17 protein-coding genes are annotated in these 19717 nt (G+C 66.0%); 10 read left to right on the top strand and 7 right to left on the bottom strand.

The window, feature by feature from the left end:
* Window positions 1–427 precede the first annotated feature (427 nt).
* From DM450_RS02025 to DM450_RS01995, 8 genes are all read left to right on the top strand, one after another.
* Complete coding sequence (locus DM450_RS02025; protein ID WP_142632371.1) at window positions 428–814, top strand: hypothetical protein; 387 nt, start codon at window positions 428–430, stop codon at window positions 812–814.
* Window positions 815–926: 112 nt separating this feature from the next.
* On the top strand, window positions 927–2360 hold the full coding sequence (gene leuC, locus DM450_RS02020) for a 3-isopropylmalate dehydratase large subunit (protein ID WP_142632370.1): 1434 nt from the start codon (window positions 927–929) through the stop codon (window positions 2358–2360).
* Between the two features lie 7 nt (window positions 2361–2367).
* The gene (locus tag DM450_RS25675) at window positions 2368–2529 is read left to right on the top strand and encodes a hypothetical protein (RefSeq protein ID WP_185928683.1); all 162 of its coding nucleotides are present in this window, start codon (window positions 2368–2370) and stop codon (window positions 2527–2529) included.
* Window positions 2529–3131 carry a 3-isopropylmalate dehydratase small subunit gene (gene leuD / locus DM450_RS02015; RefSeq protein WP_142632369.1) on the top strand — a complete coding sequence of 201 codons (603 nt, stop codon included), beginning with the start codon at window positions 2529–2531 and terminating at the stop codon, window positions 3129–3131. The genes DM450_RS25675 and leuD overlap by 1 nt, the downstream gene beginning before the upstream one ends.
* A 208-nt stretch (window positions 3132–3339) precedes the next feature.
* Entirely contained in the window at window positions 3340–3657 is a 318-nt protein-coding gene (locus DM450_RS02010) for a DUF1476 domain-containing protein (RefSeq protein WP_142632368.1), read from the top strand.
* A 12-nt stretch (window positions 3658–3669) separates the two neighbouring features.
* Entirely contained in the window at window positions 3670–3903 is a 234-nt protein-coding gene (locus tag DM450_RS02005; protein ID WP_142632367.1) for a BolA/IbaG family iron-sulfur metabolism protein, read from the top strand.
* 29 nt (window positions 3904–3932) lie between these two features.
* Window positions 3933–4262: a Grx4 family monothiol glutaredoxin gene (gene grxD / locus DM450_RS02000; RefSeq protein ID WP_142632366.1), complete on the top strand. Its 330-nt coding sequence runs from the start codon at window positions 3933–3935 to the stop codon at window positions 4260–4262.
* A 557-nt stretch (window positions 4263–4819) separates the two neighbouring features.
* Window positions 4820–5581 carry an NUDIX domain-containing protein gene (locus tag DM450_RS01995; protein WP_142637395.1) on the top strand — a complete coding sequence of 254 codons (762 nt, stop codon included), beginning with the start codon at window positions 4820–4822 and terminating at the stop codon, window positions 5579–5581.
* Here the strand turns inward: DM450_RS01995 and DM450_RS01990 are convergent.
* The 7 genes from DM450_RS01990 to DM450_RS01960 form a co-directional block, all read right to left on the bottom strand.
* Complete coding sequence (locus DM450_RS01990; protein ID WP_142632365.1) at window positions 5578–6837, bottom strand: MFS transporter; 1260 nt, start codon at window positions 6835–6837, stop codon at window positions 5578–5580. The two genes, DM450_RS01995 and DM450_RS01990, sit on opposite strands and share 4 nt — an antisense overlap.
* 200 nt (window positions 6838–7037) lie before the next feature.
* The gene (locus DM450_RS01985; RefSeq protein WP_142632364.1) at window positions 7038–7358 is read right to left on the bottom strand and encodes a PilZ domain-containing protein; all 321 of its coding nucleotides are present in this window, start codon (window positions 7356–7358) and stop codon (window positions 7038–7040) included.
* 144 nt (window positions 7359–7502) lie between these two features.
* Window positions 7503–8510 (bottom strand): bile acid:sodium symporter family protein, encoded by a 1008-nt coding sequence (locus tag DM450_RS01980; RefSeq protein WP_142632363.1) that lies wholly within the window; start codon window positions 8508–8510, stop codon window positions 7503–7505.
* 202 nt (window positions 8511–8712) lie between these two features.
* The gene (locus tag DM450_RS01975; protein WP_142632362.1) at window positions 8713–10779 is read right to left on the bottom strand and encodes a glycoside hydrolase family 97 protein; all 2067 of its coding nucleotides are present in this window, start codon (window positions 10777–10779) and stop codon (window positions 8713–8715) included.
* A gap of 226 nt (window positions 10780–11005) precedes the next feature.
* Window positions 11006–12610, bottom strand: a complete 1605-nt coding sequence (locus tag DM450_RS01970) for an alpha-amylase family glycosyl hydrolase (protein WP_142632361.1) — start codon at window positions 12608–12610, stop codon at window positions 11006–11008.
* A gap of 22 nt (window positions 12611–12632) precedes the next feature.
* Window positions 12633–14447 carry an alpha-amylase family glycosyl hydrolase gene (locus tag DM450_RS01965; RefSeq protein WP_142632360.1) on the bottom strand — a complete coding sequence of 605 codons (1815 nt, stop codon included), beginning with the start codon at window positions 14445–14447 and terminating at the stop codon, window positions 12633–12635.
* Between the two features lie 248 nt (window positions 14448–14695).
* Window positions 14696–17437, bottom strand: a complete 2742-nt coding sequence (locus tag DM450_RS01960) for a TonB-dependent receptor (RefSeq protein ID WP_142637393.1) — start codon at window positions 17435–17437, stop codon at window positions 14696–14698.
* A 326-nt stretch (window positions 17438–17763) separates the two neighbouring features.
* On the opposite strand from DM450_RS01960, the gene DM450_RS01955 reads away from it, so the two are divergent.
* Entirely contained in the window at window positions 17764–18804 is a 1041-nt protein-coding gene (locus DM450_RS01955; RefSeq protein WP_142632359.1) for a LacI family DNA-binding transcriptional regulator, read from the top strand.
* A gap of 408 nt (window positions 18805–19212) precedes the next feature.
* On the top strand, window positions 19213–19638 hold the full coding sequence (locus tag DM450_RS01950) for a hypothetical protein (RefSeq protein ID WP_142632358.1): 426 nt from the start codon (window positions 19213–19215) through the stop codon (window positions 19636–19638).
* Window positions 19639–19717 lie beyond the last annotated feature (79 nt).

Below are 19717 nucleotides of genomic sequence, written 5' to 3'. Positions count from 1 at the left end.
CCTTTTGCGTCAGACCGCGCCGAACCGCAAATGACTAGGTGGAACCACCAGTTGCACGAAACGCAACAAGATTGCACGCAGCGCATGCAACTCCCCTTCCGGGCCGGCAATGGTTGCGTCTTGCGCACCTCAAGTTGCATGAACAGCAATCAAGCCCGGCAAGCGCTCTCGAATTGTCGGAAAGTCGGGAGAATCAGGAATGCAGAGGCGGCCGTGTCGGCTCGGTGGCGAAACACGTCCGCGCCTGCATTCCTTCTGTTTTCAGGCACCCTCTCCCTCGGGTCGCAAGTGTTTCATAACGCAGCGCCCTTGCGACACTAAGTTACAAATGCCGACAGGACTGTGACCGATTGGTCGCCTCCCGTTCATCTTCGCGCTCCTAAAACTGAACTCACGAACCAAGACACGAAGATGAAAGGAAAATTCGATGCGCAAGATTGCCCGCCTGATCGCCCCCGCCCTGGTCGCCACCCTGGCCTTCTCGGCCGTCGCACCGGGCATTGCCGAGGCCGCCCCGCGCTATGACGCGCCGCGCCAGCAGGCCGCCCATGTCACCCCCAAGCGCGAAGCGGCGATCCGCGCCGACATCTCGGGCCTCAGGGCGCGGATCGACCGCGCCGCCACCCGCCGCACCATCAGCCAGCGCGAGGCCGCAAGCCTGCGCCGTGAAGCCGCCGACATCCAGCGTCTCCACACCGCCTATGCCCGCGGCGGCCTCAATGCCCGCGAGATGCAGACGCTCGAGCGCCGGATCGACAAGGTCCACGTCGCCCTGCGCGGCGAACGCGGCGATCGCAACGGCCACAGGGGGTAATGGGGCCCGCCGATAAAGGCTCCCCTAGACCGCCCTGCAAATAAAGTTGCGCGAAAAGGCGCGCCGATCCCCCTTGAATTGCGGGACAGGCGCGCCTAATCGCGCATCCATCATGACCAAACAGCCGCGCACCCTCTACCAGAAGATCTGGGACGCCCACGTCATCGACACGCGCGATGACGGCACCAGCCTCATCTACATCGACCGGCACCTCGTCCACGAGGTCACCAGCCCGCAGGCCTTCGAAAGCCTTCGTGTCGCCGGACGCCCGGTGCGCCGCCCCGACCTTACGCTTGCGGTGCCGGACCACAACCTGCCCACCACCGCCCGCAAGGATGCGGCAGGCCATATCCTGCCGATCTCCGACCCCGAAGGTGCCCAGCAGCTGGCCGCGCTGCAGAAGAACGCGCCCGAATTCGGCATCCGCTACATCGATTCGACCGATGCCGAACAGGGCATCGTCCACGTCGTCGGCCCCGAACAGGGCTTCTCGCTGCCCGGCGCCACGATCGTCTGCGGTGACAGCCACACGGCCTGCCACGGCGGCCTCGGCGCCCTCGCCTTCGGCATCGGCACCAGCGAGGTGGAGCACGTGCTCGCCACGCAGACCCTGCTGCTCAAGCGCTCGAAAACCATGGAAGTGCGCGTCGAGGGCAAGCTCGGCGCCGGCGTCACCTCCAAGGACGTTGTCCTCCACGTCATCGGCGTGATCGGCACGGCCGGCGGCACCGGCCACGTGATCGAGTTCTGCGGCAATGTCTTCGAGGAAATGACCGTCGAAGGCCGCCTGACCGTGTGCAACATGGCCATCGAGGGCGGCGCCCGCGCCGGCCTGATCGCGCCGGACGAGACGACTTTCGCCTACGTCAAGGGCCGCCCCTACGCCCCCGTGGGCGAGGACTGGGACAAGGCCCTGGCCTGGTGGCGGAGCCTCGCCACCGATGAAGGCGCGACCTACGACAAGTCCGTCAAGATCCGCGCCGAGGACATCCAGCCTACCGTCACCTGGGGCACCAGCCCCGAGGATACCTCGGCCATCGGCGGCAGCGTGCCGGCGCCGGAAGACTTCGCCGATGCCTCCAAGCGCGAGGCGGTCAAGGTCAGCCTCGACTACATGGGCCTGACGCCGGGTACGAAGCTGACCGACGTGGAAGTGCAGAACGTCTTCATCGGCTCGTGCACCAACAGCCGCATCGAGGACATCCGCGCCGCGGCCGAAGTGCTCAAGGGCCGCCACAAGGCCGACAACGTCAAGTGGGCGATCGTTGTCCCCGGTTCGGGCCTCGTGAAGGCGCAGGCGGAAGCCGAAGGGCTCGACAAGATCATCATCGACGCCGGCCTCGAATGGCGCGAGCCGGGCTGCTCGGCCTGCCTCGCGATGAACCCCGACAAGGTTCCCGCGGGCGAGCGCTGCGCCTCCACCAGCAACCGCAACTTCACCGGCCGCCAGGGCCCTGGCAGCCGCACCCACCTGATGAGCCCCGCCATGGCCGCCGCCGCCGCGGTGACCGGCAAGCTCACCGACGTCCGCGAACTGATGGGATGATCACGAGATGACCGAAGAAACCAAGGATCTGGCCGGCAAGGCCGCCATCGCTGCCGGTGCCGCCATCGGTTCGGCCGCCATTGCCGCGGCCCTGCTCTTCGTGAAGCGCCGCAAGGCCCGCAGCAACGAAAAGGCGCTGCACCCCGAAAAAGCCACCGAGACCGATTGATGGACGCGATTTCCCACGTCGCCGGGCGGGCCATCCCGTTCGGCCGCAAGAACGTCGATACCGACGTTGTCATCCCCGCCCACTGGCTCAAGACGATCACCCGCGAAGGCCTTGGCAAGGGCGCCTTCGAGGCGGTCAAGAAGGAGCCCGGCAACGTCTTCACCGATCCCGAATATGCGGGCGCCCCGATCCTGATCGCGGGTGACAACTTCGGCTGCGGATCGAGCCGCGAGCACGCCGCCTGGGCGCTGCTCGACATGGGCGTCTCCTGCGTGATCGCGCCGAGCTTCTCGGACATCTTCTCGGGCAATGCCTTCAAGAACGGCATCCTCACCGTGGCGCTGTCGCAGGACGCGATCGACCGCCTGATGGAAGTCGCGCGCGAGCATCCGATCGACGTCGACCTCGAAACCCAGTCGGTGACGACGCCGTTCCAGGACCGCTGGACCTTCGAGATCGATGCCTTCCGCAAGCACTGCCTGCTCGAAGGGCTCGACGAGATCGGCCTGACCATGGCGCAGGGCGATGCGATCTCGGTCTACGAGGCCAAGGCCAAGACGGACCTGCCGTTCCTCGCCAGGACGCCCGCAACCGCGGCCTGACGGGTTTCTGCCCGCAGCGCCCGGCAATCGGATAGCGGCCCGCCCTCCCACCGGAGCGCGGGCCGCTATCGTTTTCGGGAGCAGCCCTGCCATGCTTTTGCGATTCATTCTGTGAAACGGGATTGAACAGGATCAATCCCCGCCCTATCGGCACGTGCTAATCCGTGCGGCCCAGTGTATGGACACTTGTATTGACAGAGGGTGCAAGATGACGACTTTCCAGGATCGTGAACGGGCTGAGGAGGCCAAGTTCGTGCATGACGCCGATATCCAGTTCCGCATCCAGGCCCGCCGCAACCGCCTCCTGGGCGAATGGGCGGCCGAGCGCATGGGACTTTCCCACGCCGAAACCGAAGCTTATGCAAAAGCCGTGGTCCAGGCCGACTTCGAGGAAGCCGGCGACGAGGACGTGATCCGCAAGCTTATCGGCGACATCACCGCCGCCGGCGTGGACACCAGCGAAGCCGAAGTGCGCAGCGCGCTCGAGGCCAAGCAGGTCGAAGCCCGCCGCGCTTTCCTGGGCTGAGGATCTCCGACGATGGCCATGTCCGCCCCCGAGATCGAGGCTCTCATCCGTGAGGCCCTGCCCGACGCCCAGGTCGAGATCACCGATCTTGCCGGCGACGGCGACCATTACGCCGCCCGCGTGACCAGTGCCGCCTTTGCCGGAAAACCGCGCGTCGCGCAGCACAAGATGGTCTACGAAGCACTGGGCGGCCGCATGGGCGGCGTGCTCCACGCCTTGCAACTTACCACCGCCGTTCCCAACTGACGTCGGTCCGTTTCTGAAGGTTTCGAAAAATGTCCGACGTCAACGCCCGCATCGGCGAGATTGTAAACAATAACGACATCGTCCTGTTCATGAAGGGCACGCCGCTGTTCCCGCAGTGCGGTTTCTCCAGCCGCGCGGTCGCCATTCTCGAGCGCCTCGGCGCCCCTTACGAGAGCGTCGACGTGCTGCAGGACATGGAAATCCGCCAGGGCATCAAGTCCTTCTCGGACTGGCCGACGATCCCGCAGCTTTACGTGAAGGGCGAATTCGTCGGCGGCAGCGACATCATGACGGAGATGTTCGAGGCCGGCGAGCTGTCGCAGCTCTTCATCGACGCGGGTCTCGCCACCCAGGGCTGAGAACCGGCCACGACAAAACGCAAGACGCCCGGAGGGAAACCTCCGGGCGTTTTTGCATGCGCGCCGCAAGCCTCCTTGCACGCGCACGGCATCGCCTCGCCGCGCTGCGAGAGCAGGAATTCCGGTGGTTTCGGGGGAGGCAGCTCGGGGAGACGGGGCCGGGAGACTTTCGGCCCCGTCTCAGTCGAGACATACTCGGGGTACGCAGCTATATAAGCACAAGTCGTGCCAAATTCCAAATATCCCGGAATTCCGCCATTCGTATGATTCGCAAGGCAACGAATCGTCAATGATTGTAAAGAGAACCGACAATTGGCGCCGATGCGCTGCGATCCGGCGGCGATCCGGCGCCGGTCCGGCCTGCCGCCCCGGCGACGAATTGCCGGTTTGCCGCCTTTGCCGACAATTCGGCTTGCCACCCCGCCCGGCCCCGCCATGATCGGGCGATGACCACGACACCGCCGAACGCTTCGTCCACAAGCGGCCCACACCCGAGTTCGCCCCTGAGCGCGCCCCAGAGCGCGCGCCCGAGCGACCAGCCCCCGAGCGACCAGCCGATGCCCGCCGATGGCCCGAGGGTCATTCCCGCCGCCACCCTGGTGATTTTCCGGGCCGCCGCCGCTGGCCCGCCGGAATTGCTGATGGTCCAGCGCGCCAAGGAAATGCGTTTCGCGGGCGGCGCGGCGGTGTTCCCGGGCGGCCGGGTGGACGCGGCCGACCGCGAACTGGCCCGCATGATCCTGCCCGGCGAGGCCGAGGAAATCGCCGCCGCCCGCATCGCCGCCATTCGCGAGACGCTGGAAGAGACCGGCCTGATGGTCGCCACGACAACGCCGGTTTCCGCCGCCGAGGCTGCCGGGGCACGGGCGATGCTGCTGGAACAGGGCAGCCTGGCGCCGGTGCTCAAGCACTTCGGCTGGCATCTCGCCCCCCAGCGACTGGCGCTCTACGCGCATTGGTGCCCGCCATGGGAAGGCGCGTTCGACACCCGCTTCTTCGTGATCGACCTTGGCACCGGCGCCGTCGAGATCGAGGTGGATGCCACCGAGAACACCCGCCTGTTCTGGACCAGCGCCGCCGAGGCCCTCGCAATGGCGGATCGCGGCGAGATCTCGGTGATCTTCCCGACCCGCCGCAATCTCGAACGCCTCGCCCGCTTTGCCAGCCACGAGGAGGCGCTGGAAGACATCGCCCGCCACCCGGTCCGCCGCATCCATCCGCGCATCGAGATCCGCGACGGCGCCGAATGGCTGACGATCCCGGCCGACCTCGGCTATCCGGTGGACGGACAGCCCAGAGCAACCGCGCAGCGCGGCTAGGCGGGCGCTGCGGCCGCCGTATCAGGGCGCGCCAGGCGCCCTCCGGCCGCATACAGGCCCAGCAGCATGGCCACGACAAAAAAGCCCGCCATCGCCATGATCGCGCCGTCGTAGCTCCGTGTCAGCGAGAAGACCTTGGCCGAACCGATCACCGAAACCGCGATGAACGGCAGGCCGATCAGCGTGTTGAGGCCAAAACCACGGCTGTAGCTGGCTTGCCCGAAGGCATCGGAAAGCCCGCGTCCCAGCCCCGGGATCGCCCCTGCCCCGTGCAGGCCGATCAGGCCGATGACCACGCCGGTCAGCGCAAAAGGCGGGTGCAGCAGCAGCACGGACCAGAGCACCGCGCAATTGCAGCCGATGAGCGCCAGCGCACGTCCCCCGCCCAGCCGGTCCGCCACCCAGCCGAACAGCACCGAACCGGCGATGCCGACCAGCGACATGCCCGATTGCAGCAACGCCGATTCCCCGCGGGAAAAGCCCCAGGACTGGCCCATCGGCACCAGCAGTGAGCCGAGCATGACCGAACTGGCCATGCTGGCGACGGCCGCCAGGCACAGTGCCCAGAAGCGCGGGCGCGACAGCAGTTGGGCGACGCTCAGCGAGCCGTCCGACGTGCGCTTGCCCGCCGCGACCGGTGCCTTGCTCTCGCCGCCGGGAGGATGGTCGATCGCCAGCAGGCTGGCCGGCACCAGGATCCCGGCAATGGCGGCAGCGATGCCGAGATAGATCGTCGTCGGCGTGAACACGCGCAGGCCCCGCTCCACCAGCCAGGGCGTGATCGCGATGACGACCGGCAGATGGACAAGCCCCAGCGCCAGCCCCCGGTTGCGGGCGAACCAGCGCGTCACCAGCGTGGCCGGGGCGATCGAGCCGGCAAGGATCATCGCCGGGCCCAGCAGCAGCGCATAGGCGGCCAGATAGAGCGCATAGCTGTGGGTCAGCGCCAGCATGGCAAAACCCGCCGCGCCCAGCAGCGCGCCCAGCAGCATCAGCAGGCGCAGCGAGAACCGCGCGACCAGCACGCCGACGAACGGCGCCAGCAGCGAGGAGCCGACCAGCACCAGCGGGATACCGGCGGCGGCGGCTTCCGCGCTGACGCCCAGCCTCTGCTCGGCCGGGGCCAGCATGATGCTGAACGCGCCCATGATCGTGCCGATCACCAGGTTATGCGAAATGCCCGCAATGACGCCCATCCGCCGTGCCAGCGGATGGTTCGGGGCCTCGTGAACGGCCGCATCGGCATCAGGTGCCATGTCTCTCTCCCGACTCGCCGGTCCGTGGCCGGATGTTTTGTCTGGGAAAGCAGCCTAGGCACTGCGGCCCGGCGGGCGAGACACTTCGCCCCGGCCGCGCGCAAATACCGCCGCGGCGAAGCGGCCTGGATTCCGTCTGGGAAAGGTGCGAGCGGGCCGGTGCTGCAAAATCCGCGTTTGGCGAATTTTCACACGGACTCTCAGCCCGGCACGACCGTGGTCACCCCGTGGAGCCGGACCAGATGGTCGACCACCGGCTGGTAGATCTCGCGGTCGAACTCAACCCCGGCATAATCACCCTCGACCCAGCGCACCACGCCGGTCAGCCCTTCCAGCCCTTGCGGGCGGATGACCACGCGGGCACCAACGCGGAAATAGAGCCCCGATACCCGCACGCAGCAACCGCTGGCGGAAATGTCGGAAATTTCGCCGCGATCGCGCAGGCCGCTTTGCGTGCGGCACTGCGCAGTCAGCGAAACAGCACGGCGCGATGCCTGCCTGGGGGATGAAGAGCGGGCCATAACGGCATTGTACCGAGACAGGGTTTACATTTTGTTAATCGCAAGAAAAGACCCTGGAATTTACTCAGAACACCGCACAATACATTGGCGAAAAAGCAAAATTCCCGCCCCAACATTACTTCAAGCTTACTTTCAGAGCCAGGATCAAGGCGCTTTGGCAAGTTCCGCACGGGCGGGGGCCGCCGCTTGCGCCTCGGCCTGCGCGGCCAGCCGGCGGGCCAGCACCGCGCAGACCATCAGCTGGATCTGGTGGAAGAACATCAGCGGCAGGATGATCGCGCCCACTTGCGCCGGCGCGAACAGCACGCCTGCCAGCGGCACCCCGGTGGCGAGGCTCTTTTTCGAGCCGCAGAACAGGATGACGATGCGGTCCTCGTGGTTGAAGCCGAGCAGGCGCCCCATGACATTGCCCGCCACCATGATGACCGCCAGGATACCCAGCGACAGCGCCGCGATCAGGCCCAGCTCGGCCAGCGTCACCTTGTGCCACAGCCCTTCCAGCACCGCGGCGCCAAAGGCGGTATAGACCACCAGCAGGATCGAGCCCCGGTCGGTGTAGCCCAGCAGTTTCTTGTGACGGCTGACGAAACCGCCGATCCACGGGCGCAGCAAGTGTCCGGCGATGAACGGCAGCAGCAACTGGACGGCGATGGTGATGATCGGATCGGTCGAGAAGCCCTGGGTCTTGCCGGTGATGAACAGCGCCGTCAGCACCGGGGTGATGAAGATGCCCGCCAGGTTGGAGAACGAGGCGCTGCACACCGCCGCCGCCACGTTGCCCCCGGCTATCGCGGTAAAGGCGATGGAGGACTGCACGGTCGAGGGCAGCAGGGTCAGGAACAGCAGGCCCATCGCCAGCGAGGGTTCCAGCCCCGGAATGGCGCTGACGCCGAGGCCGACAATGGGGAACAGCACAAAGGTCAGGCAGGCGACCGTCAGGTGCAGCTTCCATGCCTTGGCGCCGTCGATGATCGCCTCGCGCGAGAGCTTGGCGCCGTGGAGGAAGAACAGCAGCGCGATGCCCGCATCCGCCGCGCCTCCGGCGATCCCCGCCCAGGCGCCGCGCGCCGGGAAGATCGAGGCAAGCCCCACGGTCGAGACCAGCAGCAGCAGATAGGGATCGATGTTCAGGCGGGCGAGAAGACGGTTCATGCCCGCCTGTCTAAGCACAACCGGCGCGCGGCAAAAGCCCCCGCCTGCAATCGCCCCTATCCGTCAAGATCGCGGCGATCCGCATGGAAAATTCCCGCGCCGCTGCCCGCGCCTCCGAGATTCTGCCCAGAAAACGCCCGAACGAGCATCTTCTGGGCAGCACCGCCCCCCCACCGCGTTGATCTGCGGGCGCCGGGCCCGTCTACTTCCCCGGCACCAGCCGCATCGCCGCGCCGCCGCCCGGGGCCAGCCAGAGCGTGTAGGTGTCGCCCTTCTTCACGCTGCGCGTTTCGTAGGCGATCTTGTGGCGGGCCTCGGTGAGATAGGTCGCGCCCTCCCCGTCCTTCCAGATCGTCGCCTTGTAGGTCTTGCCGGGTTCAAGGAAGTCGAACGAGAGCGTGACAGTGCGGGCCGCCGCGTCGTTGACGCCGCCGACGAACCATTCGGGGCTGTTGCGGTCCTTGCGCGCAAAGATCGCATAGTCGCCCACTTCACCGGCGATCAGGTGGCTTTCGGCCCAGTCGGTGGGGACATGGCTGATGAACTCCATCTCGCGCGGATACTTGTCGAGGTTCTCCACGAAGTCCGCCGCCATCTGGATCGGCGAATAGATCGCGAGATAGAGCCCGAGCTGCTTGGCGAGCGTGGAGGCCAGCGGATCGTGATGCGCGCCTTCAAGGCTCAGCACGCCCGGCGTGAAGTCCATCGGGCCGGAAAGCATCCGCGTATAGACCAGCGTCGGCTCATGGTCCGGCCCATTGGCGAAGGCACCCCAGGCGTTGTACTCCATGCCCCGCGCGCCTTCGCGGCTGACCCAGTTGGGATAAGTACGGCGCAGGCCGGTGTCCTTGACCGGTTCATGCGCGTCGATGGCGATGTGGTGCTGCGCGGCCAGCTTCACCACGTCCAGATGGTGGTTCACCTGACGCTGGCCATCATGCCATTCCATATGCGTTTCGCCCGGCTTTTCGCCGTAATGCCAGGTATCGGCAATGATGCCGCCACCATCCGCCACGTAGCCGGTCTTGACCAAAGTGACGCCCAGCTTCTCGTAGAGCGCGAAGCCCGCGTCCATCTGCTTTTCATAGATGGCGATGTTGCCGCCGGTCTCGTGGTGGCCGATCAGCACCACGCCTTTCTTCCGGGCATAGTCGGTCACCGCCTTGATGTCGAAGTCCGGCGTCGCCTCGGTGAAGCTGAAATCGCCGTGACCGAACCAGTCGCCGTCCCAGCCCTTGTTCCAGCCCTCGATCAGCACGCCGCCGAAATTATGGCGCGCGGCATAGTCGATATACTGCTTGGCGCGCGCGGTGGTGGCGCCGTGCTGGGGGCCGGTCGCCCAGATCCAGTCGCCGCGGATCATGCCCCACCAGATGCCGATATAGCGCATCGGCCTGACCCAGCTGACATCGCCCAGCTTGTTGGGTTCGTTGAGGTTGAGTTCCAGATCGTTCTCGACAAGGCCGGCCGCATTGCCGGCAATGCGGATCGTGCGCCAGGGCGTGTTGAACGGCAGATCGCGCACCACCCGCGCACCGCGTGACGAGGGCGAGAGCGTGGTGCGGAAGGTCTGTCCATCGGCCCGCTTGAACCAGTACCCGGCATAATCGACCAACGCCGCTTCGTGGAACGACAAGTGAGTGCCGTCCTCCAGCTTCATGGTGATCGGCGTATGCGCGGTGGAAACGGCGTCGATCGCGGTCTTCTGGTAGACCTGCTCGTAGCGGTTCCACTCGCCGCCAGGGATCCACCATACCTCGCCCTTGGGCACGATGGCGAACTCAGTGGTCTCGTCGGCGATCTTCATCGTCTTCATCGCCGGCTGCTCGGGCAGTTCGTAGCGGAAACCCACGCCGTTATCGAACAGGCGGAAATGCACGTCCATCAACCGGCTGCCTTGCGCGGCGGACTGGCGGAAGTGGACGGTCACCTCGTTATAGTGATCGCGCACATAGCGGCGCTCACCCCAGGGCTGCTGCCAGGTATCGTCCTCACTGCCGGTCTCGCTGCCGGAGATGGCGAAGCCGCGCACCATGTTGACCCCGTCGGTCAGCACGAAGCCCAGCTTGCTCGGCGCGATCAGCAACTTGCCCTTGCGCGACAGCGACCAGGTGGGGCGGCTGTCGTTGTCGGTGCTGACGGTAAGCACGATGGAGCCATCGGGCGAGGCGGCGGTGACGCTGGGGTGCGCCTCCTGCGCATGCACGGCAAGCGGTGCCAGAGCTGCGGCGAGGAAGCTGGCGGGGGCCAGCAGGCGGAAAGGCTTCATGCCCGTACTCCTTTTGAAACTTGTACTGATGCGGCGGCGGCCGATGCGATGCGTCCAACCAGCCGCCCGCACCCAAAAAATCCCGTCATCCCCGCGAAGGCGGGGATCCCGCTTTCCTTGCGGCCAAACGGGAGGTCGCAGAAGGAAGCGGGGCCCCCGCCTGCGCGGGGGCGACGATGGTGGGTAGTCATGGCCCGATCCCGATCGCCGACCGTTCCGGGCAAGGTCATTCCTCGATCCAGATCGCGGCCCATGCGGGGAGCATCCCTGGCGCCGCCTCGTTGACGGCGGCGAGCACTTTGCCCGTTATCGGCACATCCTGCGGCCAGGCCGCATCGCGCTCGCCGATGTTGAACACGGCCAGCACCGAACGCCCCTCCGCCGCGCGGCGCAGCACAAGCCGCGTCTCGTCGGCCAGCAGCACCTCGCACGTGCCCCGCCGCAGCGCCGCATCGTCGCGGCGCAAGTGTACGAGATGCCGCGTCAGGTGCAGCAGCGAGGCGGGGTCACCCTCCTGCCGGTCGATGGCGCGGGCCAGGTTCGCTTCGGAAAGCGGCAGCCACGGATGGCCGCTGGTGAAGCCGCCATGCTCGTCCTGCGCCTGCCACGGCAGCGGCGTGCGCACGCCGTCGCGCGAGAGGGTGAGCGGCCAGTTGGCGATGGCCTCGGGGTCCTGAAGCAGTTCGAACGGCACCTCGTCCTGCTCCAGACCGAGTTCCTCGCCCTGATAGACGATCGGGTTGCCCCTGAGCGACAGCAGCAGCATCGCCTTCATCCGCGCAAAGGCGTCGCGGTGCTCCGGTGCACACCAGCGCGAGACGGCGCGGGGGGCGTCGTGGTTCTCGAAAGCCCAGCTCGGCCAGCCGCCGTCCGTATTTGGGCCCGGTTCATCAGCCCAGAATTCCTGCGTGGCGGCGACGCGCGCGGGGGTCAGGCTCTCGGCATAGAGGAAGTCGAAGCCATAGGCGCTGTTCAGCCGCGCCGGGCCCTCAGTGAAGGCCTTCATCTCCACCCCGGCATTGAGCCCGCCGACTTCGGCCAGCGAATAAGTATCGGGATAAGAGGCGATCAGCGCCTGCAGCCGCTCGATGAAGGCCAGGAGATCCGGGTGCGACTGGTTGTAGCGCTGGATCTGGAAATCGTAGGGCCGCGTGCGCAGCTTGCCGTCCTGCGGCGCGGGCGGATTGTCGCGCAGCAGCGGGTCGTGCATCGCGTGGTTGAGCGCGTCGATGCGGAAGCCCGAAACGCCCCGGTCCAGCCAGAACTTCGCCACGCCCAGCAGCGCGTCCTGCACCTCCGGGTTGTGGCAATTGAGCTGCGGCTGCTCGGCCAGGAAGTTGTGCATGTAATACTGCCCGCGCCGCGCATCCCAGCGCCATGCGGGGCCGCCGAAGATCGACTGCCAGTTGTTGGGCGGAGTGCCGTCCGCCTTGGGATCGGCCCAGACGTACCAGTCCGCGCGCGGGTTATCGCGGCTGGAGCGGCTCTCCACGAACCAGGCGTGCTTGTCGGAGGTATGGGCATAGACCTGATCGACGATGATCTTCAGCCCCAGTTCGCGGGCCCGCGCGATCACTGCGTCGAAATCGGCCAGCGTGCCGAAGATCGGATCGACAGCGCAGTAATCGGAGATGTCGTAGCCGAAATCGGCCATCGGCGAGGCATAGAAGGGCGAGATCCACACCGCCTCCACGCCGAGGCTGGCGACATGGTCGAGCCGGGCGGCGATGCCGGGCAAGTCGCCGATGCCGTCGCCATTGGCGTCCGCGAAGCTGCGGGGATAGATCTGGTAGATGGCGGCGCCGCGCCACCACGGGGCTGTCTGGGTCATGGTCGTTTCCGGGGGGAGTGGATCAGGGTTTGGCCGCGCAGACCGCAAAGCCGAGCGGCGGCAGGTCGACGCGCACCGAGCCGGGCGCGCTGGCCGTGGCGGCGCAGGCCGTGCCCGCCAGCGTCTCGAACGCGAGCGAGGCCGGATCGACGGCGACAGCTGCTGAAACCGGCGCAGCCGAGGTGTTGAAGGCCAGCAGCACCTCGCGCCCGGTCTTGGGATCGAAGCGGGAGACGGCGACAAGGCCGGGCTTCTCCGATGCCGCGCGGGTGACCGAACGGCCGCCGGTCAAGGCGGGCGTCTTCACGCGCAAGGCGGCAAGCTGCGCGATCAGGCGATAGAGCGGATGGGCGGGATCGAAGCTTTCGGTGGCCGTGGTCCTGGCCGAGCCGACCAGCGCCTCGCCGTTGTAGATCGCCACTTTGCTGGCGAACATGTCCTGCCGCGAAAGCTGGTCGCCGCCCGCCCCTGTAAAGCCCTGCTCGTCGCCGTAATAGATCGTCGGCACGCCGCGCAGGGTGAGCAGCATGGCATGGGCCAGTTCGTCGCGCCTGAGCAGTTCGTCCGCGCCCATCGCCGGGTTCGCGGCCTTCAGGAACATCGCCGCGCGCCCGGCGTCGTGATTGCCCAGGAACGTCGGCAATTGCATCGCCGCCCTGGCGCCGCCCTCGTAGAGCCCATCATCCTCGGGCAGGCGCGCCAGTTCCTCGCTGCTGCCGCCGCCCGCCGCCTTCAGCACCGCGTGCATGAAGGCGAAGTCGAGCACGCCGGGAAGGCCCGCATTGCGCGTCCAGCTCGCCAGCAGCGCCGGGTCGTAGTCGCCGGTCATCACTTCGCCGAACACGTGGAAGTTCGGGATACCCTTGGCCGCCGCCCGCGCCTTCATGGCGGGGACAAACGCGCGCCAGAACTGCGGGTTCACATGCTTGGCGGTATCGATGCGGAAACCGTCGACGCCGTACCTGTCGATCCAGTCGCCGTAGATCGCGATCATGCCCTCGACCACGCGCGGGTTCTCGGTGGCAAGGTCGTCCAGCCCGACAAAGTCGCCGTACTGCGCGCTTTCGCCCTTCCAGTCGGTATTGCCGCGGTTGTGGTAATAGATCGGGTCGTTGAGCCAGGCGGGCACTTTCACCCGCTCCTCGCCCCTCGGCACGTAGGGCGTATAGGCGAAGGAGGGATCGGTCATCTTCGCCCAGTTCGCCGCGCCGGCATCGCCGTCACCGGCAAAACCGGGATTGATCGGCGCTCCGGCCACGCCACCTTTGCGCGAGAACGGGTAGTCCGCCTTCGAGCGGTAGGGATAGCCCTCGGCCCTGCCCTCCTTGTACTGGATCACGTCCGCCGTGTGGTTGACGATGATGTCCATGTAGACCTTCATCCCCCGCGCATGGGCAGCATCGACCAGCGCCTTGAAGTCCGCATCCGTGCCGAAGTGCGGATCGACATGGGTGAAGTCGGTGATCCAGTAGCCGTGATAGCCCGCGCTTTCATTGCCTCTCGGCCCCTGCACCGGCTTGTTCCTGAAGATCGGCCCCACCCAGATCGCCGTCGCGCCAAGGTTCTGGATATAGCCCAGCCGCGCGGTCAGCCCCTTGAGGTCGCCGCCGTGGTAGAACGCCTTGTCGGCGGGATCGAAGCCGGTGGTGAGCCTGTCGCCCTTCATTCCGCCCGCATCGTTCGACGGGTCGCCGTTCTCGAAGCGGTCGGGCAGGACGAAGTAGATCACTTCCTGCTCCGGCGTGCGCGCGCGCAGGTCTTCCAGCGGTCCAGCCATCGCGGATGGGGCGGCAAGCGATGCGGCCAGGGTCAGGAGAGAAGGAAGCAGGCGGTTCATCTCAGGCACTCTCCGATGTTTTTCGTCCCGACGTTTTCGTCATCGTCGCCCCGAAACCCGTTCGGGGGAAGCGGAACCGGGAAGGGAGGGAGAAGGACTTCCCGGTTCCGCCCATTGCGATGCCGCCGGAGAGGAGGAGGTTCTCCGCACGGCACCGATAACTGGCCTCAGAACTTGCCCGAGCCCGGATGGGCTCAGAACTTGCCCGAGCCCGGATGGGCTCAGAACTTGCCCGAGCCCGGATGGGCTCAGAACTTGTACGTGAAGCCCGCCAGATACCGCGCGCCGTAGCGCTGGTAGTCGATGATCTGGCGGTTATCGCCCGGATTGGTGGTCACGAACGGCGCATTGGTGAGGTTCTGGCCCTGAATGTAGAGCGAGAGCCCTTCGAGCGAACTGCCCGGCTGGAAGTCATAGCCGATCTGCGCATCGACGATCGTTTCCGGCTGGGCACGGCGGCGCACGCGGTTGGCCGCGAAGCCCGAGACTTCACCGATGAAGGTCGAACGATAACGCACCGAGGCGCGGGCGTTGAAGCCCCACTTCTCGAAGAAGGCGGTCCCGTTGGCGACCCACTTCGAATAGCCCGGCAGTGCCGAGGCCGGTTCGCCCGGCGTCGGGTGGATCTTCGACTGGGTATAGGCCACCGATCCGGTCACGCCGAAGCCTTCAAGCGCCGAGGTGAAGGCGTCGAACGGGATCGTGCCCGCCACTTCCACGCCGTAGAGCTTGCCGCCCTGCCCGTTGACCGGGATGTTGATCACCGCCGTCGGCGAGATCGTGTAGCCCGCGCCCGGATCGGGCAGCGCCAGCGTCGAGCTGTCGATCACCACGTCCTGGTTGTAGACGTAGCTCTTGAGGTCCTTGAAGAAGAACTGCGCGGCGATGTAGCCCTTGGCGGCGAAATACTTCTCGAAGGTCAGGTCGAGCGCGTTGGCGCGCCAGGGACGCAGGTCCGGGTTGCCCGAGGAGCCGGTCACCTGCGCCACGCCATTGGTGAAGGTGTAGCCATATTCCAGCGAGGCGCGCATGTCGTCGAGACGCGGGCGGATGATCTCGCGCGCGGCGGCAAAGCGCACCACGAAGTCGCTGGGCATGCGCAGCGAGAGGTTGAGGCTGGGCAGCACGTCGAGATAGTCCGTGCTCGAACGGCGCACCGCGTAGATATAGGCGGGCGAGCCATTGGCATTGACCACCTGCAGCCCGGTTGCCGGATCGATGTTCGGCGCGGCGCTGCCGCCGGTCGAGTTCTGGTCGGTCCAGATCGCCTGCACGCCGATGTTGCCGGTCAGTTCCGAAGCGCCGATCTGCGAGCGGATGTTGGCCTGGAGATAGGCCGTCATAAGCTTCTCGCGGATCGCATAGCCCTTCGAGACGACGTCGCCGGTGGGGTTCGGCACGAGGTTGTAGATGCCGTCGCGGATCAGCGCGAGCGGGTTGTAGCTGATGACATTGCCCAGCCCGAGGTACTTGAGGTTGGTGGTGCCGAGCCGGTACTGCTCGGGCACTTCCACGCTGACGGTGCCGTCGGTATTGGCGGCAAGGCCGAGGAAATATTCCTCCGGCGTCAGCGTCTTGGAATGGTTGGTGTAGTTCATGCCCGCCTGGATCGAGCTGAAGAACGAGGATTCCAGCTCCTTCGTCACCTCGCTGCGAAACTGCCAGAGCTCGTCCTTGATCTTGCGGTTGTTGTAGTAGCCGTCCTGCCCGCCGTAGATCGCGGTGCCGTCGGTGCCGATCTGGGTGCCGCCCCAGCCCTGCGGGCTGGTCAGCAGGATCTGGCTCCAGTCGCCATAATCGATGTCGTGGGTGAAGGTGGTGCCCTTGGCGGCGCTGGTGAAGCCGATCGTGTCGGTGGCGCCGGTACCGGCGCGGCCGGTGCCCGAATAGCTCTCGACGTTCAGTTCGTTGCGGTCGGTCTTCGAATAGCTGGCATCGACCATCGCGCTCCAGCCATTGTCACCCTTCCAGGTGTTGTTCCAGCCGAACGAATAGAGCTTGGCGTGGCGCTGGAACACGTCGTTGCGCAGCACGCCCTTGACGTCGGAGAAGCTGCCCGCGCTGACCAGCCCGTCCTCGACCGTGTAGCCGGGATCGAGCGTGGCCGAGGACCAGTAGAGCGGCAGTTCGATGCCGCGCTTGATCTGGTTGTCCTTGAAGTTCGAATAGAAGGCATCGAGGGTCGAGGTGAAGTTGGGGCTCGGGCGCCACTGCAGGGTGCCGTTGAGGCCGAGACGCTTGAGCTTGCTCGAGGTGTTGTACGACTTCGAGCCGCCGATCACCTTGTTGCCGTCGGCCGTGTCGGCATAGCCCCAGGCGTTGAACTCCTGCACCTGGTAGGGCTCGCTGTTGTAGCTGGCGCCCAGCGCCACGCCGAGCGTGTCGTTCGCGAACTGGTCGACGTACATGCCGTTGATGCGGTAACCCTTGTCGTCCGAGCCCTTGTTGAGCTTGCCGAGGTCGGCATAGACGCCGCGCGCGCCCACGGTGACGATGCGCTTGCCGGCATCGAGCGGGCGGATCGTGCGCATGTCGACGGTGCCCGACAGGCCCTGGCCGACCAGGCTCGCCATCGGCGTCTTGTAGACGTTGACCGCGTTGATCACCTCGGAGGGATACTGATCGTACTCGACCGCGCGGTTGTCGCCGGTCGAGGTCTGCTCGCGCCCGTTCAGCAGCGTGGTCGAGAAGTCCGGCGCGAAACCGCGGATCGAGATCGCGTTGGAGCGGCCGTTGACGCGCTGCGAGGTCAGGCCCGGCAGGCGGGCGATGGATTCGGCGATCGAGGCGTCGGGCAGCTTGCCGATGTCTTCGGCCGAGACCGATTCGACGATCTGCTCGGCGCCCTTCTTCTTGTTGACCGCCGATTCAAGGCTGGCACGAAAACCGGTGACGACGATCGACTGGGTCTCGGCGTCGGAGGTAACCGTTCCCGCTTCCTGCGCAGCTGCGACGTGCGGCATGGAAACCAGGGCGATGGCGAGGGCCAACGAAGACACGGTCTTCGGGCCAGCAAGGAAAGCCAACGAAGACACGGTCTTCGGGCGCGAGATAGGGTCGTGAAGCAACATCTGTGTCCTCCTCCAAAGTGACCGGCGGATCGGGGCAAATGTGCATCCCCAAGCGCCGTGGAAGGCCCGGTGGTTGTCCACCGCGACGCTTCCGCTCTCCCCCTGCTTAGGACGGGACAGGTGAATGCATAATATGGCATACGTATACGCAAGTGCCGGTAGGCCACGCGGCGTTGCCGTTCCGCCACCCTCATGAACAGGCGCAAGCGGCCGGAATTCCAGGCATTTACGGAAGGGGAAGACAGATGGGACGCAAGCCGAGCAACAGGCCGACGAGCTTCGACATCGCCTATCGCGCCGGGGTCTCGCAGCCCACGGTGAGCCGCGCGCTGCGCGGATCGAAGTCGGTCAGCGCCGCCACCCGCGCCCGCATCGAGGCGATCGCCCGGGAGCTGAACTACTCGGTCGACAAGAACGCCTCGTCGCTGCGCTCGCAGCGTGCCAACACCATCGCGCTGCTGTTCTTCGAGGAGCAGACGCCCGACGATTCGAAGATCAACCCCTTCTTCCTCGCCATGCTGGCATCGATCACCCGGCAATGCGCGAATCGCGGGCTGGACCTGCTCATCTCGTTCCAGAAGATGGAGGACGACTGGCACGTGCGCTATCAGGACAGCCACCGCGCCGACGGGCTGATCCTGCTGGGCTACGGCGACTACACGCTTTACGAAAGCCGCCTCGAACAGCTGGTCAGGCAAGGCACGCACTTCGTGCGCTGGGGCTCGGTGGACGATCGCACTATCGGCGCGACGGTGGGCTCGGACAATTTCGGCGCGGGCAAGCTGGCGGGCGAGCACCTGATCGGCCTCGGCCGCCGGCGCATCGCCTTTCTCGGCCAGGCGGACGAGCACTACCCCGAATTCGCCGACCGCTACCGCGGCCTGTGCACCGCCATGGCCGAGGCCGGTCTTGCCTGCGATCCCATGCTCCAGCGCGATGCGATCAGCCACGAGGAACTCGGCCAGCGCGCCATGCAGGACATCCTCGACAGCGGCGCCGGGTTCGACGCGGTATTTGCCGCCAGCGACCTCATCGCCATCGGCGCGATGCGGGCGCTGGCCGCAGCCGGTCGCACGATTCCGGGCGACGTCGCGGTGATGGGCTTCGACGACCTGCCCGCCGCCAGCATGACCAATCCGCCGCTGACGACGGTGATGCAGGACCTCAAGGGCGCGGGCGAGCGGCTGGTCGAGACACTGGTCGCGCAGATCGAGGACACCCCCCTGCCCGCCCCCACCCTGCCTTCGCGCCTGATCGCGCGCGCGAGCACCCTGCCTGCCCGCTGAAGCTCTCCCCCCTCCCTCTCCCCCTCCCTCTCCCCCCTCCCTCTCCCCCACGCCTTTCCAGACCGACACCGCACGCCGGCCAAGAATGATGCCGATACTTCAATACCTTGAGGACACGACTTCCAGAAATCGACATATTCGGAAATCACAAAATACCAATTACGATTCAATTGAGAAATTTTTGCCAAAAATAATGTAATTTATACAAATAAAACTCCATGTCAATTTTACCAATATTGTCATAATTACCCCGCAATGCTATCGCCAAGCAATGGAAGTTCCGGCGCGATTCGGAATCCAAAACCCTTTCAGAACGACATGATTTCATTCACGTTCTTCCAGACAGGTCTCTGGAAGACGGTCGGTCGCGTCATCCTTGCTTCCATGCGAGAGATGAGGAGAACCGCAATGGCTTTCAGATTGCTTGCATGCTCGGCAGCACTGGCGGTGCTGATGCCCGGCGCAGCGCCGGCTTCGGAAGAAACACTCACGACCGTCGTCCGCGGCCCCTATGGCAGCCTTCCGGCCTGGCTGAGCTTCGAGGGAACCCTGCGCGAACCGCCCTATCGCGCCCGCATCGACATTTCCGATCTCCGTCTCGACCAGAGCGGCGACCAGGCCGTGATGGTTCACCGGGTCCGCATGGGCAGCGCCAAGATGTGCCGGCGCATCTACACCGCCGAACCGCAACTCGCCTACGACCCCGAACCCGCGATCCGGAATTGCCGCCGCGAGGCCGTTGCCGGCGCCGAACCGCAGATGAACTCGGCCATCGACGCGGCCCGGCGCGGCGAACGGGTCGCCTATCTGGGCATGGCGCCCGCCGGATCCTGACGGTCCGCCAACCGGACGGACCATGAAGCTGGCCGTCACGAAAGACGCGCCGGCCACGACCGAAGCGTGCTCCACCGCG

Origin of the sequence: Sphingomonas sp. IC081 (assembly GCF_006874585.1) — a bacterium.
Lineage (GTDB): Bacteria > Pseudomonadota > Alphaproteobacteria > Sphingomonadales > Sphingomonadaceae > Novosphingobium.
The sequence above is the reverse complement of the archived record's forward strand: the minus strand, read 5'-3'. Positions and strand labels throughout refer to the sequence as shown.

Excerpts from the sequence above, each read along its gene's own strand:
- leuD (WP_142632369.1), top strand. The coding sequence starts at position 2,529 with ATGGACGCGATTTCCCACGTCGCCGGGCGGGCCATCCCGTTCGGCCGC.
- grxD (WP_142632366.1), top strand. The coding sequence starts at position 3,933 with ATGTCCGACGTCAACGCCCGCATCGGCGAGATTGTAAACAATAACGAC.
- DM450_RS01965 (WP_142632360.1), bottom strand. The coding sequence starts at position 14,447 with ATGAACCGCCTGCTTCCTTCTCTCCTGACCCTGGCCGCATCGCTTGCC.
- DM450_RS01950 (WP_142632358.1), top strand. The coding sequence starts at position 19,213 with ATGGCTTTCAGATTGCTTGCATGCTCGGCAGCACTGGCGGTGCTGATG.
- DM450_RS25675 (WP_185928683.1), top strand. The coding sequence starts at position 2,368 with ATGACCGAAGAAACCAAGGATCTGGCCGGCAAGGCCGCCATCGCTGCC.
- DM450_RS01990 (WP_142632365.1), bottom strand. The coding sequence starts at position 6,837 with ATGGCACCTGATGCCGATGCGGCCGTTCACGAGGCCCCGAACCATCCG.
- DM450_RS02010 (WP_142632368.1), top strand. The coding sequence starts at position 3,340 with ATGACGACTTTCCAGGATCGTGAACGGGCTGAGGAGGCCAAGTTCGTG.
- DM450_RS01980 (WP_142632363.1), bottom strand. The coding sequence starts at position 8,510 with ATGAACCGTCTTCTCGCCCGCCTGAACATCGATCCCTATCTGCTGCTG.
- DM450_RS01975 (WP_142632362.1), bottom strand. The coding sequence starts at position 10,779 with ATGAAGCCTTTCCGCCTGCTGGCCCCCGCCAGCTTCCTCGCCGCAGCT.
- DM450_RS01985 (WP_142632364.1), bottom strand. The coding sequence starts at position 7,358 with ATGGCCCGCTCTTCATCCCCCAGGCAGGCATCGCGCCGTGCTGTTTCG.
- DM450_RS01955 (WP_142632359.1), top strand. The coding sequence starts at position 17,764 with ATGGGACGCAAGCCGAGCAACAGGCCGACGAGCTTCGACATCGCCTAT.
- leuC (WP_142632370.1), top strand. The coding sequence starts at position 927 with ATGACCAAACAGCCGCGCACCCTCTACCAGAAGATCTGGGACGCCCAC.
- DM450_RS02005 (WP_142632367.1), top strand. The coding sequence starts at position 3,670 with ATGGCCATGTCCGCCCCCGAGATCGAGGCTCTCATCCGTGAGGCCCTG.
- DM450_RS01970 (WP_142632361.1), bottom strand. The coding sequence starts at position 12,610 with ATGACCCAGACAGCCCCGTGGTGGCGCGGCGCCGCCATCTACCAGATC.
- DM450_RS01995 (WP_142637395.1), top strand. The coding sequence starts at position 4,820 with ATGCCCGCCGATGGCCCGAGGGTCATTCCCGCCGCCACCCTGGTGATT.
- DM450_RS02025 (WP_142632371.1), top strand. The coding sequence starts at position 428 with ATGCGCAAGATTGCCCGCCTGATCGCCCCCGCCCTGGTCGCCACCCTG.